We start from the raw sequence: 15,176 nt of genomic DNA, 5'->3' as shown, positions 1-15,176 counted from the left end.
CCTTATGAAGCGAGCTCAGCTGAAGGGGCCTTGAACCGCAGTTCGAAGACACAAGAGTTGTAGGAAGAGTCCTGATTTCACTGCAGATTGAAAGCGTCTAGCCCAGCACGATAAGCCTATTTGGCAACTCACTGCGGCTATGAGTGACCGGTACGTGATCGGCCAGAAGCTCGCCGCAGGCATGAATGCATCCCAGGAAGCCTTGCAGCGTCTGGCCATCGCGTACGTGCTGGGTGAAGACATCGACCATGGCCTTCCAAGTGTCGTCGTGCAGCCGGCTGGCGATGCCATGATCCACAAGTATTTCGACGTACCGCTCGGCTTCGCTGACGAATACCAGAATCCCCGTCCCGTCCGGCGTCTTGTGCAGGTTTTGCTCCAGGAACTGCCGCCGCGCCAGATTGCCCGCGCGCCAGCGACGCACCGAGGCAGGCACAAGATGGCTGGTCACAACCGGGATGCGACACAGCAAGGCGACCAGGATGAACGTGGCCATCTGCGCCAGCAGCAGCTCGTTGGCATCCAGCCATTCGACGCAGTAGTTAATAATGCCGGGCACCAGCAGACCGATCACGCCGGCCCATACGAGCGGCATGTAGGCATAGTCGTCGGCGCGTGCCGCCAGCACGGTGACCAGTTCGGCGTCGGTCCGCAGCTCGATCCGGTCGATTGCCTCGGCCACCTGCCGCTGTTCTTCTTTCGTCAGTAAAGCCATTGTTTCCTCGTCATTCGCTTACGCGGCTCACCAGTTGCCCGATGCCCCGCCGCCGCCAAAACGATCACCGTCGCTTCCGCGCTCGCCACGCAGGGCCGCGCGACAGGGCGCACCGCGCCTGACGCTCACGGCGACTATCAGCAGCACCAGACCGGCCAGCACCAGCGCCATCTGCCAGGCGTGCCTGATTTCCGTCTGTGGCTCATAGACGTCACTGTCGCTGACAGGTTCGGGGTAATCGGGTACGTGACCGCCAAGCGCAACCAGCATTGCCTGCGCACCGCGCTCGATTCCGGAGGAGAAGCGGGCATCCTCGAACTCGGGATTGATGAGCATATTGATGATCAACGACGACTGCGCTTCGGTCAGGCGACTGGCGAGGGCCGCCCCCACCTCGATCAACACCTTGCGCTTTTCGCGGTCGACGATCAGCAGCGCGCTGTCCTGTCTGCCCTGCTGACCAAGGTTCCAGGCATCGCCAAGTTGCGAGCCGAACTCCTCGATGGTCGCGCCTTGCAGATCGACCAGCGTCACTACGACAACGCGCTCACCAGTAGCCTGCTCATGTGCCCGCAGCAGCCTGGCCAACCGCATCGTCGTCTGGCTGTCGAGCATCTGCGCGGCGTCCACCACGCTGCCGGTCATCGGCGGAAACACCAGCGCCGGTGTCTCTGCCCGCACGCTTGCCGCGCCGCCGAACAACAACACAAGCGGCAAGATCAGCTGTAACACACACTTCAAAACCCTACCTCCGGTACCTGGTTGAATCCGTCGAAACGACACGCTTAGCCAAAACGGGAGTTCCCCGGCATAATCGGTCGCCAAAGCCCGAGTATCGGTCAGATCCCCCCGCTTCGCCGACGCCTGGCGCAAGCTGGTGAACAGCAGCTACGCTCTGCCCGGCTCGAACAATAAATGCCAAAGGTCAAAAACCCAATATCTGGCTGCCGGGTATTAAACGCGAGTTGCCTGCAAAAGCCTTGAGAAATCATTCATGAATAAGCTGTGTTTAGTAGGTTTGCTGGTCAGTCTGGCCAGCCAAACGGTGTTGGCCGACCCCTCTGCCGCTGCCGTAAACCCTGGCAAGACCACGCTCCAGGACAAGAATGCATTCATCTCGAACCTGATGAAGCAGATGACCCTCGATGAAAAGATCGGGCAACTGCGTCTGATCAGCATCAGCAGCGAGATGCCGCAACCGATGATTCTCAAGGAAATTGCCGCCGGACGAATCGGCGGCACTTTCAACTCGATTACACGTTCGGAAAACCGCCCGCTGCAGGAAGCGGCGGTCGCCAAGAGTCGCCTGAAGATCCCGATGTTCTTCGCCTATGACGTGATTCATGGCCATCGCACGATCTTCCCGATCAGCCTGGGCATGGCCGCGAGCTGGGACATGGACGCCATTGCTCTGACCGGGCGGGTCTCTGCCAGGGAAGCCAGCGCTGATGGTCTGGACATGACCTTCGCGCCAATGGTGGATATTTCCCGCGATCCGCGCTGGGGCCGCAGTTCCGAAGGCTTCGGCGAGGACACCTATCTGGTGTCGCGCATCTCGGACGCGATGGTCAGATCGTTCCAGGGGCACAACGTCGCGGCCAGCGACAGCATCATGGCGGCGGTCAAGCACTTCGCCCTTTACGGTGCCGTTGAAGGCGGCCGCGATTACAACACCGTGGACATGAGCAAGACCCGGATGTACCAGGATTACCTGCCGCCTTACCACGCGGGTATCGCAGCCGGTGCGGGCGGCGTCATGGTGGCGCTCAATTCGATCAACGGCATTCCGGCGACTTCCAACACCTGGCTGATGCAGGACCTGCTGCGCAAGGACTGGGGTTTCAAGGGCGTCACCATCAGCGACCACGGCGCGATCAAGGAGCTGATCGAACACGGCGTGGCCAAGGACTACCGCGAAGCCGCCAAACTGGCGATCAAGGCCGGTGTCGATCTGAGCATGAACGACGTCGCTTACGGCGAACAACTGCCGGGCCTGGTGAAAGACGGCGAAGTTTCCATGCAGGAAATCGACAATGCGGTACGCGAAGTCTTGGGCGCCAAGTACGACATGGGCCTGTTTGCCGCTCCTTTCGGGCGTATCGGCGTTGCCGAACAGGACCCGGCCGATACCTATTCCGATGATCGTCTGCACCGCGCCGAAGCACGCGATGTCGCGCGCAAGACGCTGGTTCTGCTGAAGAACGAAGGCCAGACGCTGCCGCTCAAGAAGCAAGGCACCATCGCCGTGATCGGCGGCCTGGCGAAAAGCAAGCTGGATATGCTGGGAAGCTGGTCCGCCGCTGGCCGTCCGAATCAGTCGGTAACCGTGTACGAAGGACTGGCCGCCGCCGTAGGTGACAAGGCGAAGCTGGTTTATGCGCGTGGCGCGAACGTCAGCGACGACGAGGCGGTCCTCAAGTACCTGAACTTCATCGAGCACGAAGTCGAGGTCGATCCGCGTCCCGCGCAGGAAATGATTGACGAAGCCGTGAAAACCGCTGAGCAGGCTGACGTAATCGTGGCGGTGGTCGGCGAATCGCGCGGCATGTCCCACGAATCCGCGAGCCGCAGCAGCCTGAACATCCCGGGCAAGCAACGCGACTTGATCAAAGCCCTGAAAGCCACCGGCAAGCCGCTGGTTCTGGTGCTGATGAATGGCCGGCCGCTGGTGCTGGTCGACGAAATGCAGCAGGCCGACGCCATGCTGGAAACCTGGTTCCCTGGCACCGAAGGCGGTAACGCCGTGGCGGACGTGCTGTTCGGCGACTACAACCCGTCGGGCAAGCTGCCGATGTCGTTCCCGCGCTCGATCGGCCAGTTGCCGGTGTACTACGCGCACATGAACACCGGCCGGCCGTATCACCCTGGCAAACCGGGCAACTACACCTCGCATTACTTCGAGGAGCCCAATGGCCCGCTGTTCCCGTTCGGCTACGGCCTGAGCTACACGCAGTTCGACGTTTCCGACGTCAAGCTATCGGGCAGCGAACTGGCGCGCGGCGGCAAACTGACGGCCAGCGTAACTGTCAAAAACACCGGCAAACTGGCCGGCAGCACAGCCGTTCAGCTGTACCTGCGCGATATCGCGGCGTCCATCAGTCGGCCCGTCAAGGAGTTGAAGAACTTCGAGAAGGTCACCCTTGCGCCGGGCGAAGAGAAAGTCGTGACGTTTACCCTCAGTGAGGACGATTTGAAGTTCTACAATCCGCAGCTGGTATACGCGGCGGAGCCGGGTGAGTTCAAGGTCATGATCGGCCTGGACTCCGAGGCGGTGAAGGAAGCGACCTTCAAGCTGCTCTGACCGCTCACGACGCATTCGCGGGTCAGACCCGCGAATGCGTTCGCATGAACTCTTCGAGCAGCACACCGGCCATGACCTTCAAACATCGCTACCTGCGCATCACCTTGTATGCCTTGCTGATCCTGACGGGCGCCGCGTTGTCCGCCGGGCTGGCGATGCGTCAGGCACAGCGGCACATGCTGTCGGAAGAAGCCGTCCGCGCCAGTGAGCAGTTGGCGCTCTACGCCAATACCCTCCACACCCTGATCGAACGCTATCGTGCGTTGCCGTCGGTGCTGGCCCTGGATCCGGAGATCCGCGCCGCCGTCAACGGACCGATCACCGCTACTGCCCAGAACGCGCTCAATCGCAAACTCGAAAAGATCAACGAGACTGCGCATTCTTCGTCGCTGGAATTGCTCGACCGGCACGGCCTGGCCGTCGGCGCGAGCAACTGGCGCAAGCCCAACAGTTACGTCGGTCACAACTACGGCTTCAGGCCGTATTTCCAGCAGACCCAGGCCAAGGGTACTGGCCGCTTTTATGCGGTCGGAGTGACGACCGGCATCCCAGGGTATTTCCTGTCCAACGCCGTGCTGGATGAGGCCGGTGATTTCAGCGGCGCGATGGTCGTGAAGCTGGAATTTCCCAATCTGGAAGAGGAATGGGGCCAGGGCGACGATCTGCTGCTGGTCAGCGATGACAAAGGCATCGTGTTCATCGCCAACCGTCCTGGCTGGCGTTATCGGGAGCTCGAAGCCATATCGGCGGAAAACCGCGCGGAACTCATGCGCACCCGTCAGTACGACAAAAAACCGCTGTCGCCGCTGCGCAGCCGGACCGTAGACAGCTTTGGACCGTTAAGCCGGCTGAGCCGGGTCGATGGCCCGGACGGCGTGACCGAATACCTGTGGCAGTCGCTGCCGTTGCCGGACGAGAACTGGACTCTGCACCTGTTGCGCAAACCGCAGAGGGTCAACGAAGACATACGCAATGCCGGCCTCGCCGCTGCCGGTATCTGGCTGACGCTGGTGTTTCTGGCGCTGTATCTCTACCAGCGCTGGCGGATTGCCCGCTTGCATGAACGCAGCCGCGACGAACTGGAACGGCTGGTGCAGGAGCGTACCCGCGATCTGCGCACTGCTCAGGATGGTCTGGTGCAGTCCGCCAAGCTGGCGGCCCTCGGGCAGATGTCTGCCGCGCTGGCCCACGAGATCAATCAGCCGCTGACCGCCCAGCGGATGCAACTGGCAACTGTACGGCTGCTGCTGGATCAGGGCCGTATAGAAGAGGCCTGCAAGGCGCTTGTGCCGGTGGATCAGCAGTTGACCCGCATGGGCGCGCTGACCGGACATCTCAAGACCTTCGCCCGCAAAAGCCCCAGCGGTCTGCGCGAGCGTCTGGATCTTGCCACTGTGGTCGATCAGGCGCTGTTGCTGCTTGACCCTCGCCTGCGCGAAGAACGCGTCGAATGCGTTTTGCATCTGTCACGCCCGGCATGGGTGCGCGGTGACGCGATCCGCCTGGAACAGGTGCTGATCAATCTGTTGCGCAATGCGCTGGACGCCATGCGCGACAAGCCGATCAGGCGTCTCGAAGTTCGTATCGAAGCCGAGCAGGGTCAGTGGCGCCTGAGCGTTGGCGACAGCGGCGGCGGCATCGCCAGGGAGCACATGGCCAATATCTTTGACCCCTTCTTCACCACCAAACCGGTGGGTGACGGGCTGGGGCTCGGTCTGGCGGTGTCCTACGCAATCATTCACGAGCTGGGGGACCGGCTGAACGTCGAAAATCACGGAAATGGCGCGGTGTTCTGGTTCCGCCTGCCCAATGACTTTCTGGAGCCGGACATAGCATGTTGAATTCAGTCATTGTGGTAGACGACGAGGCGCCTATTCGTGAAGCCATCCAGCAATGGCTTTCGCTTTCGGGCTTTACCGTGCAGGTATTCAGCCGCGGTGACGATTGCCTTGCACAGTTGCCGGAACATTTTCCCGGTGTGGTGCTGACCGACGTGCGGATGCCGGGCATGGGCGGTCTGGAATTGCTTGCGCAACTGCAAACGCGCGACAAGGACCTGCCGGTGATTCTGCTGACCGGCCACGGCGATGTGCCCATGGCGGTACAGGCCATGCGTGACGGTGCCTACGATTTTCTTGAAAAACCGTTCAGCCCGGAAACGCTGATCAGCAATCTGCGCCGGGCGATGGAAAAACGCCAATTGGTGCTTGAGAATCGCCGCCTGCATGAACAGGCGGATGCCAGGACCCGGCTCGATGCCATCCTGCTCGGAGTTTCACCCAGCCTGCAAACGCTGCGGCGGCAGGTGCTGGACCTGTCGCAAATGCCGGTCAATGTGATCATCCGCGGTGAGACGGGCAGCGGCAAAGAATTGGTCGCCCGCTGCCTGCACGACTTCGGACCGCGCGCCGACAAACCCTTCGTCGCCCTCAATTGCGCTGCCATTCCGGAACATCTGTTCGAGGCAGAGCTGTTCGGTCACGAGAGCGGCGCGTTCACCGGCGCCCAGGGGAAACGGGTAGGCAGGCTGGAGTACGCCGACGGAGGCACGGTTTTTCTCGACGAAATAGAAAGCATGCCGATGGCTCAGCAGGCCAAGCTGCTGCGTGTACTGCAGGACAAACGCCTGGACCGGCTGGGGTCCAACCAGAGCATCGAAGTGGACCTGCGCATCATCGCCGCAACCAAACCCGACCTGCTGGAAGAAGCGCGAGCCGGTCGCTTCCGCGAAGACCTGGCTTACCGCCTGAATGTCGCCGAGCTGCGCCTGCCGCCGCTGCGCGAGCGGCGCGAAGATATCGTCATGCTGTTCAGCCACTTTGCCCGTGCCGCCGCCGAGCGGATGGGTCGCGAACCACCGACGCTCAGCGCCGCGCAACTGAGCTCTCTGCTCAGCCACGACTGGCCGGGCAATGTGCGCGAGCTGGCCAACGCCGCCGAGCGCGAAATCCTTGGGCTCAATCCTGCGCAGGCGGATAGCGTTCAGCCGGGCCGGTCGCTGGCCGCTCAGCAGGAAGCGTTCGAGGCGCAATGCCTGCGTGCTGCGCTCAGCCGTCACAAAGGCGATATCAAAGCCGTGCTCAACGAGCTGCAACTGCCCCGCCGCACGCTGAACGAAAAAATGCAGCGCCATGGCCTGGTGCGGGAGATGTTTCTCGGCTGAAAGCGGGGTCGGCGGTTTGCTCAGCGCCGCGAGCGATACCCACGTCCAAGGCCGCTGACAGCCTTCGGTCGCGAAAAAATGGTCAGGTCAGATTCGCAGTGCCATCATGAGCGGTTTTGAACCATACAGTTAATTTTCGATGCGCCCTATCGGCCTTTTTCTATCCTGCGTGCCCTCCTCGATCTGCCGTCGGACGGCGACCTCATGAGTCTGCTCAACAGCCCTTTGCGCGAGGTTCACGGAACCGGCGCGCAAGCCGCGGACGACACCCCATACAGCGAGAACGCAGCGTTTACCGCGCGCGTGCTGTCGAGCATCGACGACTGTATCAAGGTGTTGGATCTCGATTCACGCCTGGTGTACATGAGCGAAGGCGGTCAACGCATCATGGAGGTTTGCGATTTCGGCGCCATCCAGGGATGTCCGTGGCCGGACTTCTGGCAGGACCAGGGCAACCTTGACGCACTTGCGGCAGTCGAAGCCGCAAAAGCCGGGCGCAGCGCAAGTTTCATGGGCACCGCAAAGACGATGGCTGGAACCGAAAAATGGTGGCACGTTCAAGTCAGTCCGATTCTGGACAAAACCGGCCAGCCGGACAAGATCCTCTGCGTTTCACGCGACATGACCGAGCTTCGCGATGCACAGCAGGCCCTGCGCGCCTTGAACGACACGCTCGAACAGCGCGTCGTCGAACGCACCCGTGACCGTGACCGGATATGGCGGCTGTCGACGGACCTGATGCTGGTGGCGCAGTTCGACGGCATCATCTCGGCGACCAACCCGGCCTGGACCCAGGCGCTGGGCTGGACCCAGGAACAGCTGCTCGGTCAGCAATTCCTCGCGCTGGTTCATCCCGACGACATCGCCAGTACCTGCGCGGCCATGAATGGCCTGGAAAACGGCCGCAACATCCCCGATTTCAAGAACCGCTATCGCCATCGGGATGGCTCGTGGCGGACCATCGCCTGGACAGCGGTGCCCGACCAGCAGTTCATTCATGCCGTGGGTCGCGACATTCAGGCGCAGGTCGAAGCGGACGAAGCGCTGCGGATATCCGAAGAAGCGCTGCGTCAGTCCCAGAAGCTCGACTCCATCGGCCAGCTCACCGGCGGCGTGGCTCATGACTTCAACAACCTGCTGACCGTGATTCGCTCATGCAGTGACCTGTTGCGCCCGGCAGGCCTTTCGGAGGAGCGGCGCCTCAAGTATGTCGACGCGATTTCCAGCACAGTGGACCGAGCCGCGCGGCTGACCGGTCAACTGCTGGCGTTCGCCAGACGCCAGGCGCTGCAGCCGGAAGTCTTCGACGTCGCCAGGAGCGTGCAGCACATCGGCGAGATGATGGACTCCCTCACAGGCTCCAGCATTCAGGTGCGGATCGAGGTGCCGGACGAGCCCTGCTTCATCTTTGCCGATGGCAGTCAGTTCGACGCCGCACTGGTGAACATGGTGGTCAACGCTCGTGACGCCATGTCCGGCACCGGGCAACTGTGCATCCGGGTCGAACCGCCCGACGGCGCTCGGAGCAGATCGTGCGCGACCTTGGGCGCCGGCGACTACGTGACGATTTCACTGACCGATACCGGCACCGGCATTGCGCCGGACAAGCTCGGCGCGATCTTCGAACCGTTCTACACCACCAAAGGCGTGGGCGAAGGCACGGGTCTGGGGCTGTCGCAGGTATTCGGCTTCGCCAAACAGTCCGGAGGCGAAGTCATGGTGGAAAGCGAGCTTGGACGCGGCAGTTGCTTCACCTTGTACCTGCCCAGCGCGCGGTGCGATGGGCAGAAACCCTGCACGAACGATCCTGCCGAACGTGGTGCCCTGTAGCTGCGCGCTTCACTCGGCGCAGGCATCCGATTGCGCGTCGACCAGCAATTTTCCGCTTACGTCATAACCACCGATGAGCGGATTTCCGCTCATTGGCCATGCCTTACCCCCTCTGGCACAGGCTATTCCGGTCTGGCACACCTCCTGCTATAGCACTCCCCAGCAGGGCAGCGCCCTCTTCTAAAAATAATGACTGCAAGGAACACCATGGAAATTTCCAATTCCCTCCCGAAAGATTCGGCCGCTACACGCGCCGCCGAAAAAACCACCGCCAGCCGTCTCAAATCGATCTTCAGCGGATCGGTCGGCAACATGGTCGAGTGGTACGACTGGTACGTCTACGCGGCCTTCTCTCTGTACTTCGCAAAAGTCTTCTTTCCCAAAGGCGACACCACCGCACAGCTCCTCAATACGGCTGCGATCTTCGCCGTGGGCTTTCTGATGCGTCCGATTGGCGGCTGGCTGATGGGGCTGTACGCCGACTACAAAGGACGCAAGGCGGCGCTGATGGCGTCGGTGCTGCTGATGTGCTTTGGCTCTCTGATCATCGCCCTGACTCCGGGTTATGAAACCATCGGCGTCGGCGCACCGATCCTGCTGGTGTTCGCGCGCCTGCTGCAAGGTCTGTCGGTCGGCGGCGAGTACGGCACCTCGGCTACCTACCTCAGCGAGATGGCCACCAGAGAGCGCCGCGGCTTCTTCTCAAGCTTCCAGTACGTGACCCTGATTTCCGGCCAGCTCATCGCGCTTGCCGTACTGATCGTGCTGCAGCGGGTGTTGACTACCGAAGAGCTGCATGCCTGGGGCTGGCGTATCCCGTTTGCCATCGGCGCGCTGTGTGCGGTGGTTGCGTTGTTCCTGCGGCGCGGCATGGAAGAGACCGAGTCGTTCACCCGCAAACAGAAAACCAAGCCCAAAGAAAGCCTGATGCGTACGCTGATGCGCCATCCCAAGGAACTGGCGACCGTGGTCGGCCTGACCATGGGCGGTACTCTGGCGTTCTATACCTACACGACGTACATGCAGAAGTATCTGGTGAACACGGTCGGCATGAGCATCAGCGATTCGACGACCATTTCGGCGGCCACGCTGTTCCTGTTCATGGTGCTGCAACCGGTGGTAGGCGCGCTGTCCGACAAGATCGGCCGTCGCCCGATCCTGATCGCGTTCGGTGTACTGGGAACCCTGTGTACCGTGCCGATCCTCACCACCTTGCATACCATTCAGACCTGGTGGGGCGCGTTCTTCCTGATCATGGCGGCACTGATCATCGTCAGCGGTTACACCTCGATCAACGCCGTGGTCAAAGCCGAGCTTTTCCCGACTGAAATTCGTGCACTGGGCGTAGGCTTGCCTTACGCATTGACCGTATCGATTTTCGGCGGCACAGCCGAATACATTGCGCTGTGGTTCAAGAGCATCGGCATGGAAACCGGCTACTACTGGTACGTTACAGCCTGTATCGCATGCTCGTTGCTGGTGTATGTGTTCATGAAGGACACCCGCAAACACTCACGCATCGAGACTGACTGACCTGGGAGCAGGAGCGCAACGGGCTCTCTGCGAGTGCGCTCCCGCACCAGCCGTCACCCTGCAAGGCCCGGAAACCGGGCCCTGCACCAACTATCAATTTTGGCGATGATGGGTAGCAATCCGATTAACTTTTGATTGGCGGGTGGTCGCGTAGCATTGGCTCCATCTCGGGATGACAACTCATCCCACCGATTTGGAGACACCACCATGAAAACCAACAAACTGATTCTGGGTATCGCTTTTTCCGTCATGGCCGCCAGCGCTTTCGCGGCACCAGCCCTGACTTCCAGCAACGTTTCGCAACCGGCTCTGGTTGCCGAGGGCGGCACCGTGCACACCAATGTCGGCTCTGTGCGTCTGGCCTCCGATGGTGCGGACCGTGTCGGTTCCAACCGTCAGGCATCCGATGGCGCGGACCATGTAGGTGCCAACCGCCTGGCTTCCGATGGCGCGGACCGCGTAGGCGCCAACCGCGTCGGTTGATCCCGGCCGCTTCAGCACGATCCCTCCGAGCCCGGCACTGCCGGGCTTGCTCGTTTCAGAAGAGGCAAAATCGCTCTGGCATCTGCGGACGATGCCCAGCACTATGTTCCTGACTTCTACGTTCTTCGTGTCTTCTTTGTAGCTATCAGGAATCAAGCGATGTCAGACGATATTCACTCCTACGAACCGTCCAAGGGGCATGGCCTGCCCCACGATCCGTTCAACGCCATCGTAGGCCCGCGGCCCATCGGCTGGATCTCCTCGCAGGATGCCAACGGAAAGCTCAACCTCGCGCCCTACAGCTTTTTCAACGCCTTCAATTACATCCCGCCGATCATTGGCTTCTGCAGCGTCGGCCGCAAGGACAGCCTCAACAATGTCGAACAGACCGGCGAGTTTGTCTGGAACCTGGCTACTCGCTCACTCGCCGAAGCGATGAACCAGAGCTGCGCGCCGGTTTCAGCCGAGGTCAATGAATTCGAACTGGCGAACCTGACGCCTCTCGCATCCCACATCGTATCGGTACCTCGGGTGCTGGAGACGCCCGTTTCGTTCGAGTGCAAGGTGACGCAGATCATCCAGCTGCAGCGTGCCGACCATGAGCTGGTGCCAAGCTGGCTGGTGATGGGTGAAGTGGTGGCGGTGCACATCGCCAAATGGCTGCTCAAGGACGGAGTCTATGACACCGCGGCAGCCGAGCCGATTCTGCGTGGCGGCGGCCCGGCCGACTATTTCCAGCTCGGGCCCGAGGCCTTGTTCAAGATGTTCCGGCCTACGGCCTGATCAGGCGTTCGGCCACACCGGCTGGCCCTCTTCATCGACGCCGGTCATCCGCTCAAGCTCCAGAACCGCCGCGGCATCGGCGTCGTGCGCGGTCGCGAACGTCTGACCAGGCAGAACGCCGTGGAAGCGCGGCGCTCCGCCAACGCCTATTGCCTTGACGGCAACCGCCGCCCTGTATGCGCCATCGCCGGGGATCACCGCGCTTACCACTTCAAAGCCATTGAGTTCTTTACGTGCCATGTTCTGCCGCCTGTTCAAAGAATCAAACCGCAGATTCTAAGCGAAGAGCTCAGAGGATTCCTGCATGGTCTGCGGCCTTGTCCTACACTTTCATTAGTCCTTTGTAACTGCTCTGTAGTAGGAATGAGGAGTGCATGATGAAAGTCAGAACAAGAAGATGCCTGGCTGCGGTGGGTGTTCTCGCTGTCATAGGGCTCTACGCCGCAGGCGCATGGCGTGTAGAAATGATCCGCCAGACGCCACAGATCGTATTCTGCTCAATCGGCCACTGCGTGCCGGCCGATTCCACGTTCAGCGCCCTGCGATGATGACCTGAAGACGACACAGCATCGTTTTTTCAGCCCAAGGCGGCTATCGATTAGCAAGCTATCGGATTAGACTGGCGAGACTCTTCGTCTCGCCTCACGTTGGGCGGGCCAACGCTGATTTCAGGTTCCGCCTTGACCAGTCTTACTCAATCGGCTCCCGCCATACGAAGCATCCTGTTCGCGTTGATGATGGCCGTGTTCCTCAGCGCGCTCGATCAGACCATCGTGGCGGTCTCGATGCCCGCCATCTCCGCACAGTTCAAGGATGTTGAGCTGCTGGCCTGGGTCATTTCCGCCTACATGGTAGCGCTGACTGTCGCCGTGCCCATTTATGGCAAGCTTGGCGACCTGTACGGGCGCCGCAAACTGATGCTGTTCGGCCTGGGAACGTTCACCCTGGCTTCGTTGCTGTGCGGCTGGGCGCAGAGCATGGAGCAACTGGTGCTGGCGCGGATTCTTCAGGGCATAGGTGCGGGCGGCATGGTATCGGTCAGCCAGGCCATCGTGGCTGACATAGTGCCGCCCCGTGAACGCGGGCGTTATCAGGGCTATTTCAGCAGTATGTATGCGGTCGCCAGCGTCGCGGGCCCGGTGCTTGGCGGGCTGATGACCGAATACCTGTCATGGCGCTGGGTGTTCCTGATCAACCTGCCACTGGGGATCGCGGCGCTGGTCATCGCGCAGCGCACGCTGATCGGCCTGCCTGTACCGCAGCGTAAACCCGTCATCGATTATCTCGGCACGGTGCTGATGATCATCGGCCTGACCGCGCTGCTGTTGGGCATCACTGAAATCGGGCAGGGACATGGCCTGAGCAGTCTTAACGTACAGCTACTGCTCGGCGTTGCAGTGCTGACGCTGGCCGTTTTTGTCTGGTACGAACGCCGGGCGCCAGAGCCTTTGCTGCCCATGCATTTATTCACCAATCGCAGCGCCGTGCTGTGTTGGTGCACGGTGTTTTTCACCAGCTTTCAGGCCATCTCGCTCATCGTGCTGATGCCGCTGCGTTATCAGACAGTCACCGGCGGTGGCTCCGACAGCGCTGCGCTGCATTTGCTGCCGCTGGCGATCGGCATGCCGATGGGTGCTTATTTCGCTGGTCGCCGCACTGCGCTGACCGGCCGGTACAAACCGCTGATTCTGACCGGTGCGCTGCTGATGCCGTGCGCCATTCTGGCGATGGCTTTCACGCCAGCCGATTCGGTGCTGCTCATGAGCCTGTTCATGGTGCTGACCGGGATCGCCACCGGCATGCAGTTCCCGACCTCGCTGGTGGGCACACAGAATTCGGTAGCCGCCAGGGACATGGGCGTGGCAACCAGCACCACCAACCTGTTTCGCTCTCTGGGCGGCGCAGTCGGTGTTGCGATCATGTCGGCATTGCTGCTGGCCATGCTGCAGCACACCGGCGCAGGTCAGGCAGGCATCGGCGCACTGGGCGCCGAAGGTTCGTCAGGCAGCGTACTGCTCGACAGCCTCCATGCAGCCAGCGGCCCGGCTCTGGAAACGTTGCGCAGCGAGCTGGCCGCGACCTTCCGCCACCTGCTGATGATCAGCGCCGGCGTTGCCCTGCTCGGCCTTGCCGCCGCGTTGGCCATGCCGAACAACCTCCTGCGGGGCCGCGAATAATCGTGCCCGGCTAATCTTCCTGCTCAGCCCAGAACCACTGAGTGCGCTTGCCTTTGATGTGTTCGAAGGCCGGCATGATCTCGCCTTGCTCGAACAGGCGCCGCGACCCGGCACGAGCACTGCTGAACCAGTAGCCGGACCTTGGACAAGCCTGTCCGGCGTCCAGAGCCGGGACAGGTTTCTCATCGAAACGGGCGTACCACTGCGCAGTTGTTTCCTCCGTGAAACCGAGCCCCGGCGCGAGATAGGGATGCAGGTTGCCGGTGTCCTGCAGGCGGACAGGCTTGAGCAGCCGGTTCACCGCGACATAAGCCGGCGCAGGTTGCGTGCCCTCCCCGCCCAGCTCGGGCACTGCGCCGGTGCGGATCAGCAAACCATTTTCGTAGGTCTGAAATACCACGTCGCGGTACTGGGCGAGCTGGCCACGCAGCCGGTCACTGCCGCCCAGTCGACGGACGAACCCGTCGCCCAAGACGGTGTACCAACTCACGCCCTTGATCCGGTCAAGCAGACGCAAGCTTTCTATATGTGGGCCGGGATCGACCATCAGGCCGATGTACTCCTGAGCCAGGCGATATTCCCACGGCAGGTAGTGATGGCCGTCAGAGGGCAGGACGCAGGCCAGGCCGCCGAATCCATGTTCGGCGTGGACCTGACTGCTCAGGTAGCGAATCCAGCCTTCATAGTTTTTCAGCCCGTCAGGTTCGGTGAGGTAGGTCCACGGCAGCACCATCTTCAGACAGGACTGGTCACTGTCGGCCTGACTGCGAGATGTGTTCATCACGAACAGGCTGTGTGTCGCGACCTCGGCCTGGGTCTGGCTGGCCAATGACCATACGAACTGGTCATCGGCCGGGCTTTGCAGGATCTGGCGCCTGCACGCCGCGAATCCCGATGGCGTGAGACGGCGCATCCGCTTGTAGAGCTGCCAGCCCAGCAAGGGCTTGAAGGTCTTGTAAAAGCGCGCAAAGCACGCCTCCACGCGTTTTTTGACCTCCGGCGTATGGCCCTGTTTGAAGTACAGCGTGGTGATCAACCCCAGCCTGACGACAGGGACACCTGGTGACGCGTCCACCGCGATGCATTCGGCCTGGCGTTCCAGACGCGTGAACGACAGCAGCGGGTCAACGAGAGACTGCGACATGACCGTTTCCCCCGCCACCGCTTGAAACCAGACGGGCGCCCATTCCC

The 15,176-nt window shown here is 61.4% G+C and carries 10 protein-coding genes and 2 pseudogenes; 8 read left to right on the top strand and 4 right to left on the bottom strand.

Features of this window, described 5'->3' with window-relative positions; translation table 11 throughout:
* Positions 1–97: 97 nt before the first annotated feature.
* Both J3P77_RS04875 and J3P77_RS04870 read right to left on the bottom strand, forming a co-directional pair.
* Positions 98–715, bottom strand: a complete 618-nt coding sequence (locus tag J3P77_RS04875) for a TPM domain-containing protein (protein WP_434679993.1) — start codon at positions 713–715, stop codon at positions 98–100.
* 27 nt (positions 716–742) lie between these two features.
* Positions 743–1,456: a TPM domain-containing protein gene (locus J3P77_RS04870; RefSeq protein WP_434679990.1), complete on the bottom strand. Its 714-nt coding sequence runs from the start codon at positions 1,454–1,456 to the stop codon at positions 743–745.
* Positions 1,457–1,709: 253 nt separating this feature from the next.
* On the opposite strand from J3P77_RS04870, the gene bglX reads away from it, so the two are divergent.
* From bglX to J3P77_RS04835, 7 genes and pseudogenes are all read left to right on the top strand, one after another.
* On the top strand, positions 1,710–4,016 hold the full coding sequence (bglX, locus tag J3P77_RS04865; protein ID WP_434679989.1) for a beta-glucosidase BglX: 2,307 nt from the start codon (positions 1,710–1,712) through the stop codon (positions 4,014–4,016).
* Between the two features lie 71 nt (positions 4,017–4,087).
* Positions 4,088–5,857 (top strand): sensor histidine kinase, encoded by a 1,770-nt coding sequence (locus J3P77_RS04860; protein WP_434681889.1) that lies wholly within the window; start codon positions 4,088–4,090, stop codon positions 5,855–5,857.
* Positions 5,851–7,179 carry a sigma-54-dependent transcriptional regulator gene (locus J3P77_RS04855; protein ID WP_434679988.1) on the top strand — a complete coding sequence of 443 codons (1,329 nt, stop codon included), beginning with the start codon at positions 5,851–5,853 and terminating at the stop codon, positions 7,177–7,179. The genes J3P77_RS04860 and J3P77_RS04855 overlap by 7 nt, the downstream gene beginning before the upstream one ends.
* Before the next feature lie 276 nt (positions 7,180–7,455).
* Positions 7,456–8,949 (top strand): annotated as a pseudogene (locus tag J3P77_RS04850) (PAS domain-containing sensor histidine kinase); the annotation flags it as partial.
* Between the two features lie 267 nt (positions 8,950–9,216).
* Positions 9,217–10,542, top strand: coding sequence for an MFS transporter (locus J3P77_RS04845; protein ID WP_434679986.1), 1,326 nt, complete (start codon positions 9,217–9,219; stop codon positions 10,540–10,542).
* Positions 10,543–10,749: 207 nt separating this feature from the next.
* Positions 10,750–11,167 (top strand): annotated as a pseudogene (locus J3P77_RS04840) (hypothetical protein).
* A gap of 17 nt (positions 11,168–11,184) precedes the next feature.
* On the top strand, positions 11,185–11,808 hold the full coding sequence (locus J3P77_RS04835; protein ID WP_434679985.1) for a flavin reductase family protein: 624 nt from the start codon (positions 11,185–11,187) through the stop codon (positions 11,806–11,808).
* On the opposite strand, the gene J3P77_RS04830 is transcribed toward J3P77_RS04835, so the two are convergent.
* Positions 11,809–12,048 carry a hypothetical protein gene (locus J3P77_RS04830; RefSeq protein ID WP_434679984.1) on the bottom strand — a complete coding sequence of 80 codons (240 nt, stop codon included), beginning with the start codon at positions 12,046–12,048 and terminating at the stop codon, positions 11,809–11,811. It lies immediately after the preceding gene.
* Positions 12,049–12,488: 440 nt separating this feature from the next.
* Here J3P77_RS04830 and J3P77_RS04825 point away from each other — a divergent pair, with 440 nt between their 5' ends.
* Positions 12,489–13,985 (top strand): MDR family MFS transporter, encoded by a 1,497-nt coding sequence (locus J3P77_RS04825; protein WP_434679983.1) that lies wholly within the window; start codon positions 12,489–12,491, stop codon positions 13,983–13,985.
* Positions 13,986–13,995: 10 nt separating this feature from the next.
* Here the strand turns inward: J3P77_RS04825 and J3P77_RS04820 are convergent, their stop codons facing one another.
* Positions 13,996–15,129, bottom strand: coding sequence for a DUF3396 domain-containing protein (locus tag J3P77_RS04820; RefSeq protein WP_434679982.1), 1,134 nt, complete (start codon positions 15,127–15,129; stop codon positions 13,996–13,998).
* Between the last annotated feature and the right edge of the window lie 47 nt (positions 15,130–15,176).

The sequence above is a fragment of the Pseudomonas sp. R1-18 genome, from assembly GCF_051132095.1.
In the GTDB taxonomy this organism is placed as follows: domain Bacteria; phylum Pseudomonadota; class Gammaproteobacteria; order Pseudomonadales; family Pseudomonadaceae; genus Aquipseudomonas.
Note: the sequence above shows the minus strand (reverse complement) of the source record. Positions and strands in the feature narration are given on the sequence as shown.